This window comes from Pseudooctadecabacter sp. (genome assembly GCF_020627745.1).
In the GTDB taxonomy this organism is placed as follows: Bacteria; Pseudomonadota; Alphaproteobacteria; order Rhodobacterales; family Rhodobacteraceae; genus Octadecabacter.
In genome coordinates this window covers 20,868-45,195 of record NZ_JAHDGE010000018.1, presented here as the reverse complement: position 1 = coordinate 45,195, position 24,328 = coordinate 20,868, and the positions used below count along the sequence as shown (strand labels likewise).

Genomic DNA, 24,328 nt, shown 5'->3' with positions numbered 1-24,328 from the left:
GCGCGTTGACAGCGCACAGGCGGCTGGGCATGGTCGCAGACAAGACGCCGGGGGGACCACACATGGACGGCACCAGCACCGAAGACACACCCGACTGGGGCCCCTTTGGCCGCCCGTTGTTCAACGACCCCAAGGCGCGCGCGCTCAGCCGCGTGGGCGTCATCGACGTGGGGTCCAACTCCGTCCGTTTGGTGATTTTCGACGGGGCCGCACGGTCCCCCGCCTATTTTTACAACGAAAAGATCATGGCGGGACTTGGCGCGGGCATGGCCGAAACGGGCCGTCTGAACCCCGAAGGCCGCCTGCGCGCCCTGTCCGCTATTCGCCGTTTTGTGGCCATTGCCGAAGGTCTGGGCATCGGCCCGCTGACCGCCGTGGCCACCGCCGCCGTGCGTGAGGCCGAGGACGGGCCGGATTTCCGCGCCGATGTGCTGCGCGAAACCGGCCTGAAAATCTGGGTGATCGACGGCCAGGAGGAGGCACGTCTGTCCGCCCAAGGCGTGCTGTTGGGCTGGCCCGGCAGCTACGGGTTGGTCTGTGACATCGGCGGATCCTCACTGGAACTGGCCGATCTGGCCGAAGGCCGCGTGGGCCGCCGTGTGACTTCTGCTTTGGGTCCTCTCAAACTGCGGGAGATCAAATCGAAGAAAGCCCGCCACGGCTATATCAAGGAAACGGTCAAAGACCTGTTTCGCCAGATGAACGAAGTCACCGGCCAGCGTCTGTTTCTGGTGGGCGGGTCATGGCGGGCCATCGCGCGGGTCGATATGGAACGGCGCGGCTATCCGATGACCGTGCTGCATGAATACCGCATGACGCCTGCGCGCATCATCAAGACGATGAAATACATCGAAGCATCCGACCTGCAGGAACTGCGCGCACGGTGTGGCATTTCCGACAGTCGCATGTCGCTGGTCCCCTACGCGGTGCGGGTCCTGCGTGAGGTCATTGGCCGGTTCAAACCCAAGGACATCACCATCTCAAGCTACGGCATCCGCGAAGGAATGCTGTACGAACAAATGCCGCAAGAGCTGCGCGAACGCGACCCCCTGATCGAAGCCTGCCGCTTTGCCGAGGCCAAGGACGCCCGCCTGCCGGGCTTTGGCCGCACGCTCTATCATTTCGTTATGCCCTTGTTTGGACGGGCAAATTTTCAACGCAAACGTCTGATCCGCGCGGCGTGCCTCCTCCATGACGTCAGCTGGCGCGCCCATCCCGATTACCGCCACGAGGTCGTTTTTGACAACGCTACACGTGCCAACCTTGGCGGGTTGAAACACTCCGAACGGGTGTTCCTCGGCATTGCACTGCTGCACCGCTATTCCAACAAACGCGAAGGATCGCGGTTTGAAGAACTCTTTAGCCTCATTGATGAGGCCGACCAACAACGCGCCGAAATTCTGGGGCGCGCCATGCGGCTGGGTGCGATGTTGTGGATGAAGGCCGACGAACAGGCGGCCACGTTGAAATATTCCGCCAAAGCAGGCACGCTCGAATTGGTCCTGCAAGAGGCCGCAGCCCCCCTGTTTGGTGAAGTCGCCCAATCGCGGTTTGACGCACTGGCCAGCGCCATCGGCGCGACAGGGTCCGTGCGCGTCAAAGGCAAGCGCCGCCCCAAGACCGAAGACTAAAGGTCGATCGGCGCGTTGTCCGGAGGAATGAATTCGGGCGCATCAGGGCTGCGGCGGATGATGATGTCGCCGTTGGGCAAGATTTCCGGCACCTCATAATAGCGCACGCTGTCCAACTGGCGCATCAATTCCATCAAGGCCGGTCCCATTTCGGTGGCCAACAGCTCCAACGCCGGTTCCAACTCCTGCGCCATTCCGGCGAAGTCGTCAATCGCGGGCTCCATCTCGGACATGAGACCCCGAAACAACAGCTTCGCACCCTCCTCCATCAGGGAAAACCCCTCATCAATATCGCCCTCCTCCTGCGCTGTGACAGGCAATGGAATGGCAAGGCAAAGGCTCAGAACAATGTGTTTCATGAGGCTAATATAGGGGCCCAAGGCCAAAATCCCAAATCAAGGGTCAATCGTCATGACGACCGGAAAATGATCAGAGGCCGTCAACAGCGCCTCCATCAGCGGTTTGTCGGCAAAACACGCGGGATGGTCAAAGGGATGCAGGATCGTCCACTCTGCCCCCATCCGCCGCACATTTTCCGACACCATGATATAATCCAACAGCGCCGACAAATACCGACCATGGGGCGGCAGTTTGAACCGTGCGGTCGCAGGCGCAGCCCCCAGCCTGCGGGACAGGGCCATCTGCGCATGGGGATCAAACAGCTGCGCGCCGGCACCTTCGCCTAAGACAATCTCAACCCCCGACCGGCCAAAAAGCTTTTCAAACTCGTCCAAGCCCGGCCCATCGTTGAAATCACCCATGACGATCATCCGGTCCCCGGCGTCCAGATGCGCCTCAATGCGGCGGCGCAGCCAGATGCATTGGGCCAGTTGTTTGCGCCGGTTGGCGATGGAAATGCGCAAGGCATCGGCATCGCTTTTGGCGCCATGGGGGGCTTTCGATTTGGCGTGAACCCCGATGAGGCGGAATGCAGCACCGTCTTTGTGGGTGACGGCCAGTTCAAGCGGCGGCTTGGACCAACGGATCACCTCCGCCTCCGCATCGGTGTCCAAATCCATCTCAAGCGTGCCATCGAATTGCGGCGCACCAAGGGTCTGCGGATCATGGGTCGCAGTTAGAACGTCCGGATCATAGAGGAACAAAATCTCCTGCTGGGTCTGGTTCACAAAGCCGATCACCGCCTTGCGCGCGCGCAGGCCAAACCGCGCGGCGAACCCTTCCAATGCGGCGGCCCCGTCACGGCGCGCATGGGCGTCGGGGCCTTCGATCACCATGATCCCGTCGGCATCCATCGCGGCAAACACATGGCCAAGGGCGGCGGTCTGCTGGGCGCGTGTCACATCGCGGCGGCCCGACCACCGGTCATCGTCGTACAACCGCCCGTCGTCATCAAAGAGGTTGGAAAACCATTCGACATTGTAGGTCGCGAGTTTCACGCGGCGCGCTCACTGATGTCTTCCCAAGCGCGGTTGATCGCGATCATGCGCTTTTGTGCCAGCTTCACGGCCTCTTCCGGCACACCGCGGGCAATCATCTGGTCAGGATGGGTTTCGCGCACCAACTGCCGCCACGCCTTGCGGATTTCCTCGCGGGACGCATCGGGAGAGACCCCTAAGACGTCATAAGGATCACGGGACGCGTCGGGGACAAATTGCGCCCGCAGACGTTTGAACCGCGCGTCCCCCAACCCCAGAATATCGGCCACCCGTTCCAGAAAAGCATCCTCATTGGGGTGATAGACCCCGTCTGCCAAGGCGATGTGAAACAGCCCTTCCATCAGATCGCACAGCGGAGCCTTGTCATCATCGCTGTACATCGCCTTGATTTTGCGGGCGTAGTCTTCAAACCCCGCCACGTCCTGACGGGCCAGATTGAACAACCGCCCCGCGTTCTTTTCCTCGCCCTCGGGGATCACGAACACTTCACGAAACGCCGCGACTTCGTCCTTGGTGACCTGCCCGTCGGCCTTGGCCATTTTTGCACCCAAAGCGATCACCGCGATGGCAAAGGCAACCGACCGTTCAGGCGGCGTGCGCAGCTTGGCAAAGACATCCGACAGGCTGTCGCCAGCGGCAAGGGACGACAAAGCGTCGGTGATGCGGGTCCAGATCGACATAGGCCAACCTTAGCCAATCCCGCACCGGATGTCAGAGCCGTTTTTGCAGCAAAACCAGATCAAGCCACCGCCCGTCCCTGCGCCCGACTTCGGGCATCCGCGCGACGGGGTCGAACCCCAGCCGTTGGTGAAACGCAATCGCGCGCGGGTTCTCGCCGCTGACGCCCGCCACAAGCACATGGATTTCCGCTGCGCGGGCATGATCCATCGCAGCATTCATCAACGCCTGACCCGCGCCTTGGCCCTGCATCGCAGGGCCCACAAGGACGGTATGTTCCGCCGTATGCACATATCCCGGCCCGCTACGGAACGGCCCATAGGTGACAAAACCCACGACCTGCCCCGCCTGTTCGGCCACCAAGAAACAGCTGCGCGCGGCAATCATGTCTGCGATCTCGTCCACGGTTTTCGGGACAGGGTTGAACGTCATCGGTGTATTCAGGACAGCCGGCGTCCAAAGCGCCTCAATCGCCGATGCGTCGGCAACGGCGGCGGGCCGGATCATCACAGCGTCACCGCCCCTAAGGGCGTTTGCATCATCGCGGACAGGGACACGGTTGCAGCGGGTTCAAACGCCACGCGTGGGTCGGACAATGCAGGCGCCAGTTCAGCCGCAAGGCCCTCTGCCTGCGGATGACGGATCGTCAGACGTTGTAAGGCACAGCCCGACGCGGGCAGGCTTTGGCCCGGCGGCGTGTCTGTGTGCCAACGCAAAACGGTGGGAAACCCTCCGCCCATGGGCAGGCTGCCGTCCTCCGGCGCGCCCATATCCCAACGCAAATCGCCCCGTGCCATAGGCACCGCGCGCATCCCGTGACGCAGCCACGCGTCGAAATCCGCAGGCTCGCAAATCCAGTTCGCCAGCCGGGGCGGGCCAGTGAAACTGTCCAGCCCGAACCAGCGTGGACCGTCGGATGTGGCATCCGGATCAACGGCGATCACTTCAAGATACAACCCGTCCTTGAGACCCAAGAGCCGATTGTGGGTGCCAAACCGCGCATGTTTGCCACCGGGCAAAAAGGTCACGCCCAACTTGTCCTCAGCCCAGGCCACCCCCTCTTCAAGGGTTTCTGCCGCAATCGCCAAGTGATCCAACCGCATGGATTACGTCCGCGTCTCGCGGATCAAACGCAGGATATCACGCGCAGCTTCGGGGATGTTTGTGCCCGGCCCAAAGATGGCCTTCACGCCGGATTTCTTTAGGAAATCATAGTCTTGCTGGGGGATGACCCCGCCGCAGATCACCAGAATATCCTCCGCATCCGCAGCCTTCAACGCCTCGATCAGCTTGGGCGCCAAGGTCTTGTGCCCCGCCGCTTGGGACGAAATGCCGATGACGTGCACGTCGTTGTCCACCGCATCTTGTGCGGCCTCCTCGGGCGTTTGAAAAAGCGGGCCCACGTCCACGTCAAAGCCGATGTCGGCAAAGGCTGTGGCGATGACTTTGGCGCCACGGTCGTGACCGTCCTGCCCCATTTTGACGACCAACATACGCGGACGGCGGCCTTCTTCTTCGGCGAACGCCTCCACATCTTTCTGGATGGCGGCGAAGCCCTCGTCGCCCTCATAGGCGGCACCGTAAACGCCTGCCAATGTCTTCACTTCGGCGCGGTGACGGCCGAAAACCTTTTCCATGGCCATGCTTATTTCTCCCACGGTTGCACGGGTACGGGCGGCCTCGACGGCGGCCTCTAACAGGTTGCCGCCCTCATGTGCGCGGCGTTCCACCTCGGCCAGGGCGGCGTCGCAGGCGGCTTGGTCGCGGCTGGCGCGGATACGTTCAAGCCGCGCCACCTGGGCATCGCGGACAGCCACGTTGTCCACATCCAGAATGTCGATGGGGTCTTCCTTGTCCAACCGGTACTTGTTGACGCCCACGATCACCTCATCACCGCGGTCGATCATCGCCTGCCGTTTCGCCGCCGATTCCTCGATCCGCAGTTTCGGCATGCCGGAGGCCACGGCCTTGGTCATGCCGCCCATCTCCTCGACCTCTTCGATGAGTGTCCACGCGGCCTCCGCCAGATCAGCGGTAAGTTTTTCGACATAGTATGACCCTGCCAGCGGATCGACCACATTGGTCACGCCGGTTTCTTCCTGCAAAATCAACTGGGTGTTGCGGGCAATTCGGGCTGCAAATTCCGTGGGCAGGGCAATCGCCTCATCCAGTGCGTTGGTGTGCAGCGATTGGGTGCCGCCCAAAACAGCGGCCAGTGCTTCGTAGGCGGTGCGCACGACGTTGTTGTAGGGGTCCTGTTCCTGCAAGGACACGCCGGAGGTCTGGCAATGGGTGCGCAACATGCTGGATTTTTCGGATTTTGGTTCGAATTCCGACATGATCCGCGACCACAGCAGACGGGCCGCGCGCAGTTTGGCGGCCTCCATGAAGAAATTCATGCCGATGGCGAAAAAGAACGACAAACGTGGCGCGAAACGGTCCACGTCCATGCCGCGCGCAATGGCCGTGCGCACGTATTCGCGCCCATCGGCCAAGGTAAAGGCCAGTTCCTGCACAAGGTTCGCACCCGCCTCCTGCATGTGGTAGCCCGAGATGGAGATCGAGTTGAATTTCGGCATCTCACCCGCGGTATATTCAATGATGTCAGCCACCAGTCGCATCGACGGCTCCGGCGGATAGACATAGGTGTTGCGCACCATGAATTCCTTGAGGATGTCGTTCTGGATCGTGCCGGACAACACGCTGCGGTCATGGCCCTGTTCTTCACCCGCCACGATAAAGCTGGCAAGGATCGGGATGACCGCGCCGTTCATGGTCATCGACACGCTCACCTTATCCAGCGGAATGCCATCAAAGAGGATTTTCATATCCTCGACGCTGTCGATGGCAACACCGGCCTTGCCCACATCGCCCACCACCCGTTCATGGTCGCTGTCATAGCCCCGGTGCGTTGCCAGATCAAAAGCCACGGACACCCCCTGTTGACCAGCGGCCAACGCCTTGCGGTAAAAGGCGTTTGAGGCTTCAGCGGTGGAGAATCCTGCGTACTGCCGGATGGTCCAGGGACGCCCCGCATACATGGTGGATTTCACGCCACGGGTGAAAGGGGCCTCACCCGGCATGGTCCCCAGATGATCCAGGCCAGCGATGTCATCGGCCCCGTAGACCGGCTGAACATCAATGCCTTCGATTGTGTTCCATGTCAGATCATCCAGAGGACGCCCGCGCAATTCAGCCTGTGCGCGGTCTTTCCAGTCGTTTTTCGATCCCATCCGTCTGTCCTTTCATAAGCGTCAGGGTCGGTGTCCCCACGCGTGTTTCTTCCTGTGCCCTGTCAGGCAGCGTCGCAGGCGTTTTTCGCCCTTCGACATAACGGGCAAGGCCTTCGGCCCCCGCTTTGAGCCACGCCAGATCGCGGCGATACTCTGCCCGCAAAACCGCGCGCTGATCCTCGTCAAACGGCATCCAGCGCCGGTGATCCGACCGCGCCCCCCCGTCGAGCCTGCGTTCTCCGCGCAGATCCAGCAAAGTGTTCAATTCACCCAGATTGGGGCTTTTGTTGTGATGGGTAAAACCTGCCGGCAACGGATCGGCAGCACCGTCGCAGAATGTGTCAAGAATTGCGTCCGGTTGATCGGCAAACCGTTCGAACGGAAAGACAAAAACATCGGCTTGCGGAAAAACTGCCCCGATATCGCGAATGACATCGCGCCAGCGGCGCGGCTGTGTGGTGAGGAAATCCAACTGGTCAACCGTGGGGCGCGCGCCGCCCGTTTGCAAAATATACGCCAGTGCAGACGCCCAGTAATCCTCATAACTGCGCACACCGATCCCGATCCGCAGGCGGTGGCCTTCGAACGCAGGGACAAACCGCAGCAGCCGTTCGGACACCAGCGGATAAAGCGACGTCATTCTGACATTCCGGCGGCTTGACCCGATGAGGTTTTCTTCACTGATCAGAAGCCTGTCCTGCCCCGCACGGCCCAAGCGGGAGATTTCCAACCGGATGCGCCCGACAGATCGCGCGGCGCGGTGTTCATCCTGCAAAGTGATACTTTCCGGGTGGCGGATCATCCCTGCCATCAGGCCATCGCGGGTCCGTTTCGGGGTCCAGCATGTCAGGCCACCCCGGGCCAGCGCCACGCGGTTGCGCCACAAATATCCCTGAAATGTCGATGAAGCGCAGCGATGCGCGCCCAAGTGCAAATTGATATCCATACGCAGGACCCTCCACCAATACCGGGAGATCACATCACACGATTGCCGCGATTCCCTTTTTGGTAAATGCCCGTATAAGCTGACCATAAGGTTAAACGTAAAATTGTACCGGTCGATGGCCTGACGGGCCTTCGCCTTGGGCCCATTCGTTCCTATATCGTGATCAAAGGGGAACAGAATGATCCGAATATGTCTTGCAGCTGCGTGTTTCGCATGCGCCGGTGCTGTAACCGCACAGACAGAAGATACACCCACAGGGCTGGCCGATGTCTGGAACGCCGACAGGTCCGTGCCCATTGCCGCGACCGATGTCGCCCTGTCCGATCTGGAATGGCTGGCGCGGCCCGTTGTCGTTTTTGCCGACAGCCCGAACGACCCTCGGTTTCGCCAGCAACTGGCCCTTCTTGCGGACCGGCCGGATGATCTGGCCGAACGTGATGTCATCATCCTTACCGACACCGATCCCGACGCGGCCAGCGATCTGCGCACGCAATTGCGCCCGCGCGGGTTCATGCTGGTCATCATGGGAAAGGACGGACAAGTCGAACTGCGCAAACCTGCCCCGTGGGACGTGCGCGAAATAACCCGCACTATCGACAAGATGCCCTTGCGGCAGCAGGAGATTGAAGACAACAGAGACAACGGCTGATCCGTCATTGCGCGACCTGATGGCTTGGTGCGGCCATTGTCGCATGAAGCGATGACAGATGCCGGTGATACCGCTGTGTCAGCAACGCGCGTTCATCGGGTGTGAACAGGGGGCTGCGATCCGTGGATGATTTCAGACGGTTCACCCGCTGGCTTGGCACCATGACCTTATCGTGCGGCAAATCAAGAAGACCGGCGCAGATCATCGCTGCGTGATCTTCCAAATCCTCCTGCTGCCAAACATACACTTCCGTATCGGGCCAGACGTCGTAAATGCTTTCGATCACGTCCGGCCAGCCTCGATCATGATCTAGCAGGGCCGTTCGGGCGGCCTGCCGCGATGGGGCTTCGTTTCCCGACTGCGGGATGTAATGGAACGCAGATGACCAGACAGCGCCATAGTCGCGCACGCCAAGGGCCACGCGCGCAGGCACCATCGGCAGGACAGAGGCGTAGGCCCGCAGGCGTGAGGCCACGTCCGGGTAAAAGGCGGACTGCGTCATATTGGTGCGCATGGTCCCCACAAGGTTCTCCTCGGAAATCACCAGATGGCGCACGCCCTGCGCATCCAGCGCGGCGGCATCTTCGGCAAGACGGTCCGAAAGGGTCGCAAGAACTCGTCCGGCGGCGCGCGATGCGGGCGCGCCGGTCGCTGTCACCGAACGGGGCACCGCCTGCCAGCCGCCAATGGACCGCAGGTAACGGGGGTGCCAAACGGCAACTCCGCAGGCGGGATCAGCCTCGACGCTGGCCGTAATCGCCTGCGCCACAAGGGTCGATCCGGTCCGGTGTGCCCCGATATGAACGGTCAGATCCATGGACGCCTATTCAAACTCCATGATGACATCATCCACAGACAGGCTGTCGCCCGCGCCTGCGTTGATCTTGGTGACCGTGGCCTTCTTTTCGGCCCGCAGGATGTTTTCCATCTTCATGGCCTCAACCGTGCACAGCGCTTGACCTTCCTGCACCTCGTCGCCCACTTCGACATCGACCTTCACGATCAGACCGGGCATGGGACACAGCAAAAGCTTGGATGTATCGGGGGGCAGTTTTTCCGGCATCAGCCGGGCCAGTTCCGCCTGACGCGGCGTGCGCACGTGGACCTTCACGTCCGCCCCGCGATAGCGGATGCGGAATCCGCCGGACACTTTGCCGACCTTCATGACCATCGGCGCGCCGTCCACCGTAATCCGCGCCAAGGGCTGGCCGGGCGTCCAATCGCTTTCAACCCGCAGAACAGCATCTCCCACGGCCACATTCGCCCCGTCGCGGTCGGCCTCAATCACCACCGGATGGCTCTCGCCCTGAAGGCTGACAACCCAATCCTTGCCCACATGCCGTTCGTGGTTGCCCATGCGGCCCGTGACCCGCGTACGACGGATTTCAGCGACGCGGTGCATGGCGGCACAAGCAGCCGAAATGCGCGGGATGTCCGCGTCTGCCAGAGACACGCCGTCGAAGCCGTCGGGGAATTCTTCTTCGATAAAGGCGGTGGTCATATTGCCGGACGTGAATTTCTCGTGGTCGTATACAGCCGACAGGAAGGGAATGTTGTGGCCAATCCCCTCCACCTCAAAACTGTCCAAGGCCACGCGCATTTCCTCAATCGCGTCGGCACGGGTTGGCGCCCATGTGCACAGCTTGGCGATCATCGGGTCATAATACATGGAGATTTCGCCCCCGTCATAAACGCCCGTGTCATTGCGCACCGCGTGGGTGCCCGCAGGTGCATCGCCCTGCCACTTGCCTGTGTCCAGCAAGGGCCCCGCTGCGACCTCCGCCGGCGGACGGTAGGTTGTCAAACGACCAATGGACGGCAGAAACCCGCGATAAGGATCCTCGGCATACAGACGACTTTCCATGGCCCAGCCGGTCAAGGTGACATCGTCTTGGGTCATCGCCAGTTTTTCGCCGTAGGCCACGCGGATCATCTGTTCGACCAGATCAACGCCGGTGATCAGTTCGGTCACGGGGTGTTCCACCTGCAAACGTGTGTTCATCTCAAGGAAATAGAAGTTCCGGTCGCCATCGACGATAAATTCCACCGTACCGGCGCTGGAATATCCCACGGCCTTGGCCAAAGCGACCGATTGGTCGCCCATGGCCTTGCGCGTCGCGTCATCCAGAAACGGGCTGGGCGCCTCTTCGATGACTTTCTGGTTGCGGCGCTGGATCGAACATTCCCGTTCGCCCAGATAAATGCCGTTGCCGTGGCTGTCACACAGCACCTGAATTTCGATGTGACGCGGCTGGGTCACGAATTTCTCGATGAACATGCGATCATCGCCAAAGCTGCTGGCCGCCTCGTTCTTGGACGCCTGAAACCCTTCGGCCACCTCATCCTCATTCCACGCGATGCGCATGCCCTTACCGCCGCCCCCGGCGGAGGCTTTGAGCATCACCGGATAGCCGATCTCACCGGAAATCTTGATGGCCTCAGCCGCGTCTTCAATCAGACCCATGTGGCCGGGCACCGTGCTGACACCGGCCTCCTGCGCGATTTTCTTTGACGTGATCTTGTCGCCCATCGCCTCGATCGCGCCTTTGGGCGGGCCGATAAAGGCCACGCCAGCGGCCTCAAGCGCCTCGGCGAATTTCGGGTTTTCCGACAGGAACCCGTAGCCGGGATGCACGGCCTCAGCGCCTGTGGCCTTGATCGCCTCCATGATCTTGTCGATCACGATGTAGGATTGATTGGCAGGCGGCGGGCCAATGTGCACTGCCTCATCCGCCATCTGCACATGCAGGGCATTGCGGTCTGCATCAGAATAGACCGCCACCGTCTTGATCCCCATTTTGCGGGCGGTCTTGATAACGCGACAGGCAATTTCACCGCGGTTGGCAATCAGGATTTTCTTGAACATTCTCTTCCCCTAGAAAGCAAAACCGCCGCGCTGGATGTCCCCAGCACGGCGGTTCAGATAAGTATCGGTTGCGCCGAAGCGCGTGGTGTCAGTTACAAACGCCGGCGTCGTCGCAGAACACGCCAGCAAGGGCGCCTGCGGCAGCAGATGTGCCAATGTCGTTGCCTGTCGCTTCGCCGATAACGGCACCGGCAGCAGCGCCACCCAAAGCGCGTTCAACGTCGTTGTCACAGGCCGCCACAAAGGCAACGGCAGCGAGAGCGGTGGTGAGTTTGAGGATTTTAACCATGGTAAGGTTCCTTTTCGAGAATGCGAAAAGGAAACGCCGGACCCGACGATAGGTTCCGGCGTTTGCAAACTTTTAATACACGGGCCCAGTGGACCCGTCGCGATCTTAGCGGCAGGCTGCGATGACTTCGTCGCACAAGGCCCCCGCCGCACCGCCTGCGATGGCACCGGTGAGAGGATCAACGCCAGTGGCTTCAGCGACAACGGCACCTGCCGCCGCACCCGCGAGGCCGCGTTCAAGATCATTGTCGAGACAGGCCGAAAGCGACGCGATCGCGGCGACGGCCAGAAGAATTCGGAAAGATTGCATAAGATACTGCCCTTGTTTTGATTTGTCTTATGGGCGGCAGAATCGGCTGTTTGCCGCTTTATTTCAAGACTTTTCTGGGCATCCGGACCGCGACGGCGCAATTCAACCGCTCGGGGCATTAACAAGGGTGTCGGTCCGGGCCTGAAAGGTCCGAACCGACGAGGGGAAGGGTAACGGTATTGACAATGTGAACGAAGGATTTTGCTGAAATCCCCAGCCACACCCAGACGGTTGCACACCGCATCCGACCTGTCATCTGCCGTGGCAAACCAACCGCCGAAATCGGCTAATTCCCGCCAGACGCGTGGTGTCATCGGCCAAATTTCGCCCACGTCACTGGCCCCCCGGTGCCCAGTCAGGGCGGAAAATGTCGGGAAAATTGCGGTGGATCAGGTCGATATCAAGCTTCAGGAGGGCATCGTAACTCTCCGGATCAAAAGGGTCTTCTGCGGGTACAACCTCGCGGCCGAACACCCAGTTGAGGCGGCCTGCGTCCAGATTGCCGCGCACGAATTCCTCTTCGCCGAAGTGGGTCATCAGCGCCCACAAGAACCCCTCGTCTGCGCGCCGGTCAGCGGGGCGACGGTCTGCGTATCTTTCGCGGGCATGCAATTTCGGCGGCAGACCCTTCTTTACGGGACGCCGGATCGTGAACTGAAAATCGGTGCTGGGCAGGCGACTTGGAAATCCGCGATGTTTTTCCATCATGCGCCCCGCATTGAAGGGGCAAGGCGCGGGGATGGGACAGGCGCGAACGCCTGTCCCGGCTGTTGATCGTCCGGTGTCTTAGAATTTGCCGGTGAACACGGGTTCAACGGTAACCGGAACCGGGTCAACGACCACGAATTCTTCGACGTCACCTGCGTCGCTGCTGCCGCATGCGGCCGTGATGGCCAGCAATGAAACGGCCACAAAGCTCTTGATGCTCTTGGACATGTTAGTCTCCTGTCTCTGTTTTCCACACGAAGGTCGTCGGACAAACGCCCGATTTCCCTCGCCTTTTGAGGGTCGGTCACTTGGGTGTAACCTTGTGGAAAACTACGCGAAGGTCGGGCTGAAAGATACGACAGGGTTTGCAACGCCCGCTGCTGTGACTCCCCTGCATCAACTCCCCCCTGAGATGAGGTTCGCGCCGCAAGATATTGTGGAGACATTAAAATTCCTCCCAGATGCAGGTGCCGTTTTCAGTACGAAAAATCTCGAAAAACTGCAAAACGTCGGGGTTATCTTCACCAAAGGGGATGTCTGCGGCAGACATGGACAGCACAATTTGCGCAGGCGACAGCCCGTTTTGGGTCAGAACCGGTACAACCTGTTCATCGCACAGGGCCTGAAAATCAGGGAAAACGGTCAGGTAATCATACCTGTCACCGATCTGTGGCGTCAAAAACCGAAACCGCACCAACAACCCGTCCTGTTCCGAGATAAACTCGAGGAATGACAACGGCTGTCCGGATGGGACGGGGATGTCCTGTGCACTGACGGCGCAGGTTGCAATCAGACAAGCAAAGCCGGTGACAACCGCTGTCTTGGCCTCTCTAAAGTGGGATATTGTCATGCTTTTTCCACGGCATCTGTTGCTGTTTTCCCCGCAGTCCCGCGAAGGCACGACACAGCCTTTTGCGGGTATTTCGCGGCATGATGACCTCATCCACAAAGCCGCGTTCTGCCGCCACAAACGGATTGGCGAAACGGTCTTCGTAGTCCTTCGTATGGGCTGCGGTTTTTTCAGGATCATCCAGATCCTTGCGGTGCAAAATCTCTGTCGCGCCCTTGGCGCCCATCACGGCAATTTCGGACGTCGGCCAGGCATAATTAATGTCACCGCGCATGTGCTTGGACGACATCACCACATAGGCTCCGCCATAGGCCTTGCGGGTGATCACCGTCACCTTGGGCACCGTCGCCTCTCCATACGCGAACAACAGTTTCGCCCCGTGCTTGATCACGCCGTTATATTCCTGCGTCGTGCCCGGCAGGAAACCCGGCACGTCCACAAGGCTCAGGATCGGAATTTCGAACGCATCACAAAACCGCACGAAGCGCGCGGCTTTGCGCGCGCTGTCAATATCAAGGACGCCGGCCAGAACCATCGGCTGGTTGGCCACGACCCCCACGGTCTGCCCCTCAAGACGGATAAAGCCGGTCAGGATATTGCCCGCAAAATCCTCCTGAATTTCATAAAAATCGCCCTCGTCCGCGATCTTATGGATCAATTCCTTCATATCGTAGGGCTGATTGGGATTGTCGGGGATCAAAGTATCCAGGCTGCTTTCCACCCGGTCGACGTCGTCAAAAAACGGTCGGACGGGCGGCTTTTGCCGGTTGTTCAGCGGCAGGAAATCAACCAGACGCCGACATTCGGCCAAAGCCTCGACATCGTTTTCAAAAGCGCCATCCGCGACCGAGGATTTGCGCGTATGTGTCGCAGCCCCGCCCAGCTCTTCGGCGGTGACCTGTTCGTTTGTCACCGTCTTGACCACATCCGGACCGGTCACAAACATGTAAGAGCTGTCTTTAACCATAAAGATGAAGTCTGTCATCGCAGGCGAATAGACAGCCCCGCCCGCACAGGGCCCCATGATCAGACTGATCTGCGGAACCACGCCCGAGGCCATGATGTTGCGTTGGAAAACCTCGCCGTAGCCCGCAAGGGAATCCACACCCTCCTGAATCCGCGCACCGCCGCTGTCATTGATCCCGATCACCGGTGCGCCATTTTGCATGGCCATATCCATAATCTTGCAGATTTTGGCCGCATGGGTCGCGGACACTGATCCCCCAAGAACGGTAAAGTCCTGAGAATATACATAAACCTGACGACCGTTGATCGTCCCCCACCCTGTGATGACCCCGTCGCCCGCAGGTTTGGATGCCTCCATCCCGAAGTCGGTACAACGATGGGTCACAAACGTATCAAATTCCTCGAAACTGCCCTCATCGACCAGCAATTCGACCCGTTCCCGCGCTGTCAGCTTGCCCTTACCATGCTGTGCGTCAATGCGCGCCTGCCCGCCGCCCAAACGTGCCGCCGCGCGGCGTTGTTCAAGTTCGTGAAGGATATCGGTCATCATCTTGTCCCCGTCTGGTTTGCATTAAACTAACGGACATGCACCCGTGATCCGAGTCCCAATCGCCTGCCCACCCAGTAAATTTGCAAATAATCGGCCGGAATAAAGCCTCCACCTGCAAACTTGCAAATCAGCCAGAAGGCCTAGAATTAGCGTTGGACGCCCGCGGGCCGCGGACCTACCTTGAGCAAATGACTGACACAAGCCCGGCCCGGGCCCCTTCTCGGTTCCTCGACAGGACAACCCCCCCGCATATCGCCACCCTTATTATGATGGCAGGTGTGGGCGCGCTGTCTTTGAATGTTTTTCTGCCGTCCCTGCCCTCCATGGCAGAGCATTTCGGCGTGGACTACAGCCTGATGCAACTGTCCGTGTCGCTGTATCTGGCCATGACGGCCGTTGTTCAAATTATCATCGGCCCGATCTCCGACAGATACGGACGGCGACCCATCGTGATTGTCTGCGTCGCCCTTTTTGTCCTGATGAGCATCGGCGCCATTTTCGCGCCCACGTTCGGCATTTTTCTGATGTGCCGGTTGCTGCAAACCTCGATCGCCACAGGATTTGCCATGAGCCGCGCCATCGTCCGCGACATGGTCCCGCAAGATCAGGCAGCGTCGATGATTGGCTACGTGACGATGGGCATGTCCATCGTGCCGATGCTGGGGCCGGTGGCCGGTGGTGCACTGGACCAGTGGTTCGGGTGGCAGGCATCGTTCTGGATGTTGGCAGGTGGCGGTATCTTATTGTTGTTTATGGTTATTCTGGATCAGGGAGAGACATTCACCCGCCGCGAGGGGGGCTTTCGTGCACAGGTTCGCGAATACCCTGCGTTGCTGACCTCGCAACGGTTCTGGGGCTATTGTCTGGCGGCCGCCTTTGCGTCGGGGGCCTTTTTTGCCTATCTGGGCGGTGCGCCTTTCGTCGGGTCAGATGTCTTCAATATGTCGCCGGCCGAACTGGGCCTGTACTTCGGCGCGCCGGCGATCGGATATCTTGTGGGGAACGGACTTTCGGGTCGGTATTCGGTCCGCATCGGTGTCAACGCCATGGTCCTCTACGGTGCTGCGATCACTGTGACGGGCATGGTCATGTTGCTGGCCTGCGATCTGATCGGCTGGCAGCATCCGGCGGTTTTCTTTGGTTTCATGATCTTTATCGGACTGGGCAACGGTATCCTTCTGCCCAACGCCAATGCCGGCATGTTGTCTGTCCGCCCCCACCTTGCTGGGTCTGCATCGGGTCTTGGCGGGGCCTTCATGATCGGCGGCGGCGCAGGCCTATCGGCCATTGCCAGCTTTATCCTCGGGCCCGGAACGGGGGCATTGCCTCTGATTGTTTTGATGCTGCTCACCACAATCGCGTCGGTTGCCTGCGCGATCTGGGTGATCGTGCGGTCACGGGCCGTGGCGGGGTAGACGGGCCGGTTTGCAAAGTCTATTCCCAACTTAGCAAGGGAACGGACGATGGCACCTCACAAACTTTATGCAGGCGCAAAATTACGCGAATTGCGCGGTCGCGTCGGCGCAACACAAAAGGCATTTGCCGAAAAGCTTGGTGTCTCGCTGCCCTATCTGAACCAGATGGAAAACAACAACCGGCCCGTGTCCACAACCGTGGTCCTGTCGCTGGCACAGGAGTTCGGGTTCGACGTCACCGAACTTCAATCCGGGGATGAGGCGCGTCTTGTGGGCGACATGCGCGAGGCGCTGGCCGACCCGATTTTCAGCGGCCCGGCCCCCGCCCTGTCCGATTTGCGGCTTGCCGCGTCCAACGCCCCGGCCCTTGCGCGGGCTTTCCTTGAATTGCACACCGCCTATCGCCAGACCCATGAACGTCTGTCGTCTCTGGATGAGGCTCTGGGCCGCGAAGACAGCCGCCTCCAACCCAGCCCGTGGGAAGAAGTGCGCGATTTCTTCCATTACTGCGACAATTACATTGATGCCGTCGACCGGACCGCCGAACGGTTTGCGGCGAAGGCCAACGGGGATATCGAAGGCGCGGCCCGCGCCGCACTGGCGGAGGAAGGTGTCCGGACCGCATTGAGCGACGACAGCACCATCCGCCTCTATGACCCCGATACAAAGACACTGCGGCTGTCACGGACCGCGGCCCCGTCGACCCAGCGGTTCCAGCTGTTACTGCAGGTGGCCCTGATCAGGCAGGATCCCTTGCTTGAAGCGACACTCGACCTCGCGCGGTTTCAATCCCCGCAGGCGCGCAGCATCGCAAAGGTGGGATTGGCGAACTATTTTGCCGGCGCGGCCCTCATGCCATATGTTGAATTTTTGCAAGCCGCCCAGACCTGCCGCCATGATCTGGAACGTCTGGCGGACCGGTTCGGCGCGTCTCTGGAACAGGTGGCCCACAGGTTATCGACTATGCAGCGCCCCGGCGCCAAAGGCATTCCGTTCTTTTTCGTCCGCGTTGATCCCGCAGGCACCATTACCAAACGCCATTCCGCCACAACCCTTCAATTTGCCCGATTTGGCGGGGCCTGCCCGCTTTGGAACGTGCACGGCGCGTTTGAAACGCCGGGTCGCTGGCTGCGCCAGTTGGCCGAAACCCCTGACGGTATCCGGTACTTCTGCCTTGCGCGCGATGTCAGCAAGCCAGGCGGCGCATGGGGCATTCCGACCCGCCGCTATGCCATCGGTCTGGGATGCGAAATCAAACATGCGCGGGCGCTGGTTTACGCAGACCACTTGTCTTTTGACGATGTCGCGGCGTTCGAACCTATCGGCATCTCGTGCCGGATATGCGAACGGCAAAGCTGCCCGCACAGGTCTGTCCCGCCATTGGAACGCCAACTTCGCGTGGACCCGAACGAACGCGGTATGCTACCCTATCAACTGGATTGATCGGGGGGCGAAGACATGGAACTTGACGGAACACGCATTATTGCGGCAGATCGCGCAACAGTCTGGGATCACTTAAATAATCCTGACACGCTGAGGGTCTGCATCCCCGGATGCGAGACCTTGACAGGATCCGCCGACGACGGGTTCGAGGCCGTCGTGAAACAAAAGGTCGGCCCCGTAAAGGCCACCTTCAAGGGGGCAGTGACGCTTGAAGACGTGACCCCGCCGGACAGCTACCGTCTGGTCGGCGAAGGCAAAGGCGGCGTTGCGGGTTTCGCCAAAGGGGCTGCGAATGTCTCCCTTGCCGACGTCGATGGCGGGACCGAATTGACCTATCACGTTGACGCCAAGGTCGGTGGGAAACTTGCCCAGCTTGGCAACCGGATTGTTGGCGGGTTTGCCAAGAAGATGGCCGATCAGTTTTTCGAGAATTTTCAGTCGGTGGTCGAAACCGGAAAGGCCTAGTTTCGCGCTGCGCGCCACCCTGCGGCCCGCGCCTCGGCTTCTGAACAAAACCAGCGTTCTCCGCGCGCTTCGTTGATGCGCGTCGCGGCATAATCGCGGTTGTGGGGCATATGATAGATCATACCTGACGCGGAGATGTTGCCCTTGATGATGCAACGCCCCGATGTGGTCTGACCACGCTGTTCCGCGCGAAATGCCGAAGGGGATTGCATGGTCCCTGACCAGATCCCCACACCACGCACCTGCGCGCCTTTTTCGGTCAGATCATAATCCATCGAATACCTGCGGTAGGCTTCGGCCCACCCCTCCGCGACGATATCATCGGCAATATCACGTTGGTCGACATAGCATTTTGCAACATTTCGTCCGTATTGATCCACGTCAACCACGTTACAAATTGCACGTTCTCCATCATAGCGCAGGCTTACACGTTCGCTGACGAATGCCCCGCAGGGCCACGTACGTCCTTGGCGATCTTCACAGGTCTGGTCCTGTTCGGGCGCATCAATGCCGTGCAACCTGACTGTCGCCGAGCCCACATGGATCGTATCGCCATCGACGACACTGATTGTCCCCCTTAAATCTGCAACAGCAGGAGAGGCAAGCAAAAGCAAAAGAGAACAAAACCGGATCATTCCCTTAATTAAGTGTTAATGTCCTCTCCGGACAAGGGGGAACTGAACAAATGCTTAACGCTGCTGTGTCCGCCATTCGGGATGTATCCAGGGGGCGTCGTTACTGGGCGGCAGTGGGGTCTTGCCCAACACGTGATCGGCCATCTTCTCACCCACCAGAATGGACGGTGCGTTCAGGTTTCCGTTTGTAATTCTCGGAAAGATCGAGCTGTCCGCGACCCGAAGTCCCTCGACACCAATGACCCGCCCCTCGGCATCGACAACCGCCATCGGGTCATCGGCCCGCCCCATTTTGCACGTCCCGCATGGATGATAGGCGCTTTCGACATGCTGGCGTATCACATCGTCCAACTCATCATCGCTTTGGGCCTGCGGTCCTGGGATCAGTTCCTCATCGCGGTAGGGGGCGAAAGCGTCCTGCGCAAACACCTCCCGCGTGAGCCGTATGCATTTGCGGAAATCAATCCAGTCACTTTCCTGAGACATGTAGTTGAAGAAAATGCGCGGATCGGCCTTTGGATCGGCGGAGGTCAACGTAATTTCACCGCGGGATTCGGACCGCATCGGCCCGACATGGGCCTGAAACCCCTCCGCTGCGCCAACACCGTCATATCGCACCGCAAGGGGCAGAAAATGGTATTGAATGTCCGGATATTCGATGCCGGCACGCGACCGGATAAATCCGCAAGCTTCAAACTGGTTCGACGCGCCTACCCCCGACTTGGCAAAAAGCCATTGGGCACCGACCCAGGCTTTTCCCAATAAAGACCAGTATTTATAAAGGGAATGTCGTCCCTTGCCAGCCATTTGGACATACAGTTCAAGATGATCCTGAAGGTTCTGCCCAACGCCCGGCCTGTCCGCAACCACATCAATGCCGTGCCCGGCCAGATGGGCAGCAGGCCCGATCCCCGACAACATCAGCAACTTGGGCGAATTGATTGCCGAGGCGGCCAGGATCACTTCGGCCCGCGCCTCGATGATGCGCCCGTCCGTCAGTTCAACGCCGGTCGCGCGACCGTCCGACAGGATGACGCGCGCTGCCAGACCTTTCACAATCTCGCACCGGCCTGTGGCCTGGGCGGGGCGCAGATAGGCAGACGCCGCCGACCAGCGTTTGCCTTTCCAGATTGTGGCGTCGAAGGGGCCAAACCCCTCTTGTTGCTGACCGTTGTAATCGCTTGTCAATTCGTATCCGGCCTGCCCGCCGGCCTTGATCCATGCCTGCGTCAGGGGATTTTGACCGGGGCCGCGTGTCACATGCAAAGGCCCGCCTTTGCCGCGCCAGTCCGGATCTCCGCCACGGCCACCGTCATGCCAGTCTTCAAGCCGTTTGTAGTAGGGCAAGACATCCGCATACGCCCAGCCGTCCGCGCCCGTTTCCGCCCAATGATCGAAATCCCGCGCATGTCCGCGCACGTAAATCATGCCGTTGATGGACGATGATCCGCCAATGACCTTTCCGCGCGGACACGCCAGCCTGCGCCCCCCAAGATGCGGTTCCGGTTCGGTCCGATACCCCCAATCGTAGAGGGACATGTTCATCGGATAGGACAGCGCGCCGGGCATGTTGATGAGGGGTCCCACATCGGTGCCACCGGTTTCGATCACCAGAACGGACCGCCCCGCTTCGGCCAGCCGGAACGCCATAGCGCATCCCGCACTTCCGGCCCCTACAATCACGTAATCGGCTTGCATCAGAACGGGGCTTCAACGGGGGTCATGGCCACGTAGACCGATTTCATCTCGCTGTAGTGATCTACCGCGTTTTTCGAATTTTCACGCCCCACACCGGACAGTTTCGACCCGCCGAAGGGCGCTTCGACGGGGGCCAGATTGTACGTATTGATGTAGCAGGTTCCGGCCTCGAACCCAGCGGCCATCCGGTGTGCCCGGCCGATGTCATTGGTAAACACGCCAGCGGCCAGACCGAATTCCGTATCATTGGCCCGCGCCAGCACTTCGGCCTCGTCCTCGAAATCGAGAACCGACAACACGGGACCGAAAATCTCTTCTCGGGCGATGGTCATGTCGTCGGTAACGTCTGCAAATACAGTGGGTTGCAGGAAGTAACCGGACATATCCTCACGTTGCCCCCCACACACAAGGCGGGCACCTTCGTCGATCCCCTTGGCAATAAACCCCTGCACGATCTCAAGCTGCCGGGCGTTCACCAAGGGTCCGAAATTCACGGTCTCATCCAAAGGATCGCCCATTTTAACATCTGCCAGACGTTCACTTAGCCGTTTCAGAAAGGCCTCTTTGATGCCTTTCTGGACAAACACACGCGTCCCGTTGGAACACACCTGCCCCGAGCTGTAAAAGTTGCCCAGAATGGCGCCGCCAACGGCGTCTTCAAGCGTGGCATCATCAAAGATCACCATGGGCGATTTGCCCCCAAGTTCCATGGTGACATGGCGGATGCCCTCGGCCGCAGCGGCATAAACCTTGCGACCGGTGGGCACCGACCCGGTCAATGACACCTTGGCCACTCTCGGGTCGGTGATCAGGGCGTGGCCCACTTCGCCCATGCCTTGCACCACATTGTAAATTCCTGCAGGCGCGCCTGCTTCGTGCAGAATTTCGGCGACTTTCAACGCACAAAGCGGCGTCGTCTCGGACGGTTTGAACACCATCGCGTTGCCACAGGCCAGCGCGGGCGCGCCCTTCCATGCGGCAATCTGGGTGGGGTAGTTCCATGCGCCGATGCCCACGCATACGCCCAACGCCTCACGCCGGGTGTAGACGAAATCCTCGCCCAACTGCACGTGTTCGCCGGTCAGACTGCCCGCTATTCCGCCAAAGTATTCAAGGGCATCGGCGGCAGACGTGGCGTCTGCAACCAGCGTTTCCTGAAGCGGTTTTCCCGTGTCGTTGGTTTCCAACACGCTGAGGTCGTAATTCCGTTCGCGGATCAGATCTGCCGCACGGCGCAACACCCGGCCACGCTCGGTGCCGGTCATGGCGGCCCAAGCCACCTGTGCCCTTTTGGCCGCCGCCAGCGCCTGTTCAATCACCGCAGGTGTCGCCGCGTAGACCCGCGCGATTTCCTGTTCGGACACGGGGCAGATCACAGGGATCGGGGTGCCGGCAGTATCCTCGACGTAGGCGCCGTCGATAAAGTGGCTGGCGGTCGGTTGAATGTCGTAACCCATCTTATTCTCCCCTCGGAAAGCGTTGATTTTCCTCAAGAACATTGAGGTCCATGTGATTGCGCATATAGCGTTCAGAGGCCATCTGAAGCGGCTGGAAATCCCACGGGAAATAGTCGCCGTTGCGCAAGGCCTCATATACGACCCAGCGCCGCGCCTGACTTTCGCGCACCTGCGCGTCAAAAGCGGCCAGATCCCACCGGTCCTCCGATTTCGCCCGTAATTGCGCCAGCGTCCCTTGATGTTTCTCAACATTCGCAAGGTTGTTCAACTCGTTCGGGTCGGCCTCGATATCAAATAACTGATCTGGATCGAGCAGACAGCGCGTGTATTTCCATTTGCCATAGCGCAAACAGACAAGCGGTGAAAACGACCCCTCGGCTGCGTATTCCATCGCAACAGGTGCCGTGCGTTCGACACCATTGGCCAAGGGCACCAAGGACATGCCTTCGGTCCACGGCATCACCTCGTCCATGGACACACCCGCCAGATCACACAGCGTCGGCGTGACATCAATATTGCTGACCGGCGTTTCGACAAGGCCAACCGGCATCGCGGGTGCGCAGATCATCACCGGCACACGGGCCGATCCTTCGAAGAACGACATCTTGAACCACAACCCGCGGTCCCCCAACATGTCCCCGTGGTCAGACACAAAGAGAATGATCGCCTCCTGCCGCGTGTCCTCAAGGGTTTGCAAAATCTCCCCGACCTTGTCGTCAAGATAGGAAATATTCGCAAAATACGCCTGCCGCGCGCGTTTGATCTGGTCTTCGGTGATGTCGAAATTCTCGTGGTCGTTGGCGTCGAGAATACGTTTCGAATGGGGGTCCTGTTCCTGATACGCAATGGGCCCGACATCGGGCAGCAAGTGGTCGCAATCGTTGTACAAATCCCAGTATTTCTTGCGCGCCACATAGGGGTCGTGGGGGTGGGTAAACGACACCGTCAGGCACCACGGCCGCGCATCATGCCCGCGGCTCAGATCATACAATTTCCGCGTCGCGTGATAGGCAACCTCGTCATCATATTCCATCTGATTGGTGATTTCGGCCACACCGGCGCCCGTGACGGACCCCATATTGTGATACCACCAGTCGATCCTCTCGCCAGGTTTGCGGTAATCCGGTGTCCAGCCGAAATCGGGCGGATAAATGTCGGTGGTCAGCCTCTCTTCAAAGCCGTGCAACTGGTCGGGCCCTACAAAATGCATCTTGCCGGACAAACAGGTCTGATACCCCGCACGCCGCAGATGGTGGGCGTAGGTGGGGATGGAGGACGCAAATTCCGCAGCGTTATCATAGACCTGCGTGCGACTTGGCAGCTGGCCGGACATAAACGATGCCCGCCCCGGCGCGCACAACGGCGAGGCGGTATAGCTGTTTTTGAACCGTGTCGACCGTGCCGCCAGCTTTTTGAGGTTCGGCGCATGAAGCCACTCCGCCGGTCCGTCGGGAAACAGTGTGCCGTTCAACTGATCGACCATCAGGATCAGGATGTTGGGTTTGGTCATGTGTCGGCTCCGGTCAGTTGGTCAAGGGCACGCAGGGCGATGGCATGGGCGGTGGGCGCATCGGTTTCCCCCGCCAGTGCGGCCCGAAGGTAAAGCCCGTCAATCAGCGCGCTCAACGTCTCCGCATCGGCCAGCGGATCGGCGGACAGGGGTCGCAACGCAAAGGCCAGGTTGGACCTCAGCCGATCTTGGTAAATTCGTAAAAGCCGGTGCATATCGGGCTGTGTCGTCGCCTGCGCATAGAGCGTCATCCATGCACTGACGGTCGCCGGATCAAAACACGACGGCGCAAAACAGGCCGCGATCAACGCCTCGGCGCGGGCGCGGGGGGTGCGCGCAGCTTTCAGTTCCGACACCACCTCCTCCCCGAAATCGCGCAGGATCTGGCGCATGGCGGCCAGAAAAATCTGGTCCTTGCCGCCGAAATAGTGATGGGCAAGGGCCGATGACATGCCCGCCTGTTTGGCGATCTGGCTGACCGTCACATCCAGCGACCCCTGCGCACCGATAACGTCGATCGTCGCTTTAACTAAAGCGGCGCGCCGGATAGGCTCCATTCCAAGCTTTGGCATCATGTCCTCAAAACTGTTGCCAAGTTTTGATAAGTTGTTCTTTATTGACTCGTCAATCAAC

25 protein-coding genes are annotated in these 24,328 nt (G+C 59.8%); 5 read left to right on the top strand and 20 right to left on the bottom strand.

What is annotated here, in order from left to right; translation table 11 throughout:
• The first annotated feature begins 62 nt into the window (after window positions 1-62).
• Window positions 63-1,631, top strand: coding sequence for a Ppx/GppA family phosphatase (locus QZ653_RS08990; protein ID WP_296419684.1), 1,569 nt, complete (start codon window positions 63-65; stop codon window positions 1,629-1,631).
• Here the strand turns inward: QZ653_RS08990 and QZ653_RS08985 are convergent.
• From QZ653_RS08985 to QZ653_RS08955, 7 genes are read right to left on the bottom strand one after another with little or no spacing between them, the layout of a single operon-like run.
• Window positions 1,628-1,990, bottom strand: a complete 363-nt coding sequence (locus QZ653_RS08985; protein WP_296419681.1) for a hypothetical protein — start codon at window positions 1,988-1,990, stop codon at window positions 1,628-1,630. The genes QZ653_RS08990 and QZ653_RS08985 overlap by 4 nt on opposite strands.
• 36 nt (window positions 1,991-2,026) lie before the next feature.
• Window positions 2,027-3,028 carry an endonuclease/exonuclease/phosphatase family protein gene (locus QZ653_RS08980; protein ID WP_296419680.1) on the bottom strand — a complete coding sequence of 334 codons (1,002 nt, stop codon included), beginning with the start codon at window positions 3,026-3,028 and terminating at the stop codon, window positions 2,027-2,029.
• Window positions 3,025-3,708 (bottom strand): molecular chaperone DjiA, encoded by a 684-nt coding sequence (locus QZ653_RS08975; RefSeq protein ID WP_296419678.1) that lies wholly within the window; start codon window positions 3,706-3,708, stop codon window positions 3,025-3,027. Before QZ653_RS08975 ends, QZ653_RS08980 begins: the two co-directional genes overlap by 4 nt.
• 31 nt (window positions 3,709-3,739) lie before the next feature.
• The gene (locus QZ653_RS08970; RefSeq protein WP_296419676.1) at window positions 3,740-4,213 is read right to left on the bottom strand and encodes a GNAT family N-acetyltransferase; all 474 of its coding nucleotides are present in this window, start codon (window positions 4,211-4,213) and stop codon (window positions 3,740-3,742) included.
• Complete coding sequence (locus tag QZ653_RS08965) at window positions 4,213-4,809, bottom strand: VOC family protein (RefSeq protein WP_296419674.1); 597 nt, start codon at window positions 4,807-4,809, stop codon at window positions 4,213-4,215. Before QZ653_RS08965 ends, QZ653_RS08970 begins: the two co-directional genes overlap by 1 nt.
• A gap of 3 nt (window positions 4,810-4,812) precedes the next feature.
• The gene (scpA, locus tag QZ653_RS08960; RefSeq protein WP_296419672.1) at window positions 4,813-6,939 is read right to left on the bottom strand and encodes a methylmalonyl-CoA mutase; all 2,127 of its coding nucleotides are present in this window, start codon (window positions 6,937-6,939) and stop codon (window positions 4,813-4,815) included.
• The gene (locus QZ653_RS08955) at window positions 6,899-7,885 is read right to left on the bottom strand and encodes a hypothetical protein (protein ID WP_296419670.1); all 987 of its coding nucleotides are present in this window, start codon (window positions 7,883-7,885) and stop codon (window positions 6,899-6,901) included. The genes scpA and QZ653_RS08955 overlap by 41 nt, the downstream gene beginning before the upstream one ends.
• A 178-nt stretch (window positions 7,886-8,063) precedes the next feature.
• Between QZ653_RS08955 and QZ653_RS08950 the strand changes: the two genes are divergently transcribed.
• A complete protein-coding gene (locus QZ653_RS08950) occupies window positions 8,064-8,534 on the top strand; it encodes a DUF4174 domain-containing protein (RefSeq protein WP_296419668.1) in 471 nt (156 codons plus the stop codon).
• 4 nt (window positions 8,535-8,538) lie between these two features.
• Here QZ653_RS08950 and QZ653_RS08945 read toward each other — a convergent pair whose 3' ends face one another.
• The 8 genes from QZ653_RS08945 to QZ653_RS08910 form a co-directional block, all read right to left on the bottom strand.
• Complete coding sequence (locus QZ653_RS08945; RefSeq protein WP_296419666.1) at window positions 8,539-9,351, bottom strand: hypothetical protein; 813 nt, start codon at window positions 9,349-9,351, stop codon at window positions 8,539-8,541.
• A gap of 6 nt (window positions 9,352-9,357) precedes the next feature.
• On the bottom strand, window positions 9,358-11,400 hold the full coding sequence (locus QZ653_RS08940; protein WP_296419664.1) for an acetyl/propionyl/methylcrotonyl-CoA carboxylase subunit alpha: 2,043 nt from the start codon (window positions 11,398-11,400) through the stop codon (window positions 9,358-9,360).
• Window positions 11,401-11,488: 88 nt separating this feature from the next.
• Window positions 11,489-11,689 carry a hypothetical protein gene (locus QZ653_RS08935; protein ID WP_296419662.1) on the bottom strand — a complete coding sequence of 67 codons (201 nt, stop codon included), beginning with the start codon at window positions 11,687-11,689 and terminating at the stop codon, window positions 11,489-11,491.
• A 105-nt stretch (window positions 11,690-11,794) separates the two neighbouring features.
• Window positions 11,795-11,998, bottom strand: a complete 204-nt coding sequence (locus QZ653_RS08930; protein ID WP_296419660.1) for a hypothetical protein — start codon at window positions 11,996-11,998, stop codon at window positions 11,795-11,797.
• A gap of 333 nt (window positions 11,999-12,331) precedes the next feature.
• Window positions 12,332-12,706, bottom strand: a complete 375-nt coding sequence (locus QZ653_RS08925; protein WP_412766004.1) for a hypothetical protein — start codon at window positions 12,704-12,706, stop codon at window positions 12,332-12,334.
• A gap of 78 nt (window positions 12,707-12,784) precedes the next feature.
• Window positions 12,785-12,934: a hypothetical protein gene (locus QZ653_RS08920; protein ID WP_296419658.1), complete on the bottom strand. Its 150-nt coding sequence runs from the start codon at window positions 12,932-12,934 to the stop codon at window positions 12,785-12,787.
• 217 nt (window positions 12,935-13,151) lie between these two features.
• Window positions 13,152-13,556 (bottom strand): DUF6497 family protein, encoded by a 405-nt coding sequence (locus QZ653_RS08915; RefSeq protein WP_296419657.1) that lies wholly within the window; start codon window positions 13,554-13,556, stop codon window positions 13,152-13,154.
• Window positions 13,537-15,069, bottom strand: coding sequence for an acyl-CoA carboxylase subunit beta (locus tag QZ653_RS08910; protein WP_296419655.1), 1,533 nt, complete (start codon window positions 15,067-15,069; stop codon window positions 13,537-13,539). Before QZ653_RS08910 ends, QZ653_RS08915 begins: the two co-directional genes overlap by 20 nt.
• A 191-nt stretch (window positions 15,070-15,260) precedes the next feature.
• Between QZ653_RS08910 and QZ653_RS08905 the strand changes: the two genes are divergently transcribed.
• Genes QZ653_RS08905 through QZ653_RS08895 form a run of 3 tightly spaced genes read left to right on the top strand, consistent with a single transcriptional unit; the run spans window position 15,261 to window position 18,395 of the window.
• Window positions 15,261-16,487: a multidrug effflux MFS transporter gene (locus QZ653_RS08905; RefSeq protein ID WP_296419653.1), complete on the top strand. Its 1,227-nt coding sequence runs from the start codon at window positions 15,261-15,263 to the stop codon at window positions 16,485-16,487.
• 48 nt (window positions 16,488-16,535) lie between these two features.
• Window positions 16,536-17,930 carry a helix-turn-helix domain-containing protein gene (locus tag QZ653_RS08900; protein ID WP_296419652.1) on the top strand — a complete coding sequence of 465 codons (1,395 nt, stop codon included), beginning with the start codon at window positions 16,536-16,538 and terminating at the stop codon, window positions 17,928-17,930.
• 15 nt (window positions 17,931-17,945) lie between these two features.
• On the top strand, window positions 17,946-18,395 hold the full coding sequence (locus QZ653_RS08895; protein ID WP_296419650.1) for a CoxG family protein: 450 nt from the start codon (window positions 17,946-17,948) through the stop codon (window positions 18,393-18,395).
• Here QZ653_RS08895 and QZ653_RS08890 read toward each other — a convergent pair.
• From QZ653_RS08890 to betI, 5 genes are read right to left on the bottom strand one after another with little or no spacing between them, the layout of a single operon-like run.
• On the bottom strand, window positions 18,392-19,030 hold the full coding sequence (locus tag QZ653_RS08890) for a thermonuclease family protein (protein ID WP_296419648.1): 639 nt from the start codon (window positions 19,028-19,030) through the stop codon (window positions 18,392-18,394). The two genes, QZ653_RS08895 and QZ653_RS08890, sit on opposite strands and share 4 nt — an antisense overlap.
• Before the next feature lie 54 nt (window positions 19,031-19,084).
• Window positions 19,085-20,728: a choline dehydrogenase gene (gene betA, locus QZ653_RS08885; protein ID WP_296419646.1), complete on the bottom strand. Its 1,644-nt coding sequence runs from the start codon at window positions 20,726-20,728 to the stop codon at window positions 19,085-19,087.
• Window positions 20,728-22,185: a betaine-aldehyde dehydrogenase gene (betB, locus tag QZ653_RS08880; RefSeq protein WP_296419643.1), complete on the bottom strand. Its 1,458-nt coding sequence runs from the start codon at window positions 22,183-22,185 to the stop codon at window positions 20,728-20,730. The genes betA and betB overlap by 1 nt, the downstream gene beginning before the upstream one ends.
• A gap of 1 nt (window position 22,186) precedes the next feature.
• Window positions 22,187-23,695 carry a choline-sulfatase gene (gene betC / locus QZ653_RS08875; protein ID WP_296419640.1) on the bottom strand — a complete coding sequence of 503 codons (1,509 nt, stop codon included), beginning with the start codon at window positions 23,693-23,695 and terminating at the stop codon, window positions 22,187-22,189.
• Window positions 23,692-24,267 carry a choline-responsive transcriptional repressor BetI gene (gene betI / locus QZ653_RS08870; RefSeq protein WP_296419639.1) on the bottom strand — a complete coding sequence of 192 codons (576 nt, stop codon included), beginning with the start codon at window positions 24,265-24,267 and terminating at the stop codon, window positions 23,692-23,694. The genes betC and betI overlap by 4 nt, the downstream gene beginning before the upstream one ends.
• Between the last annotated feature and the right edge of the window lie 61 nt (window positions 24,268-24,328).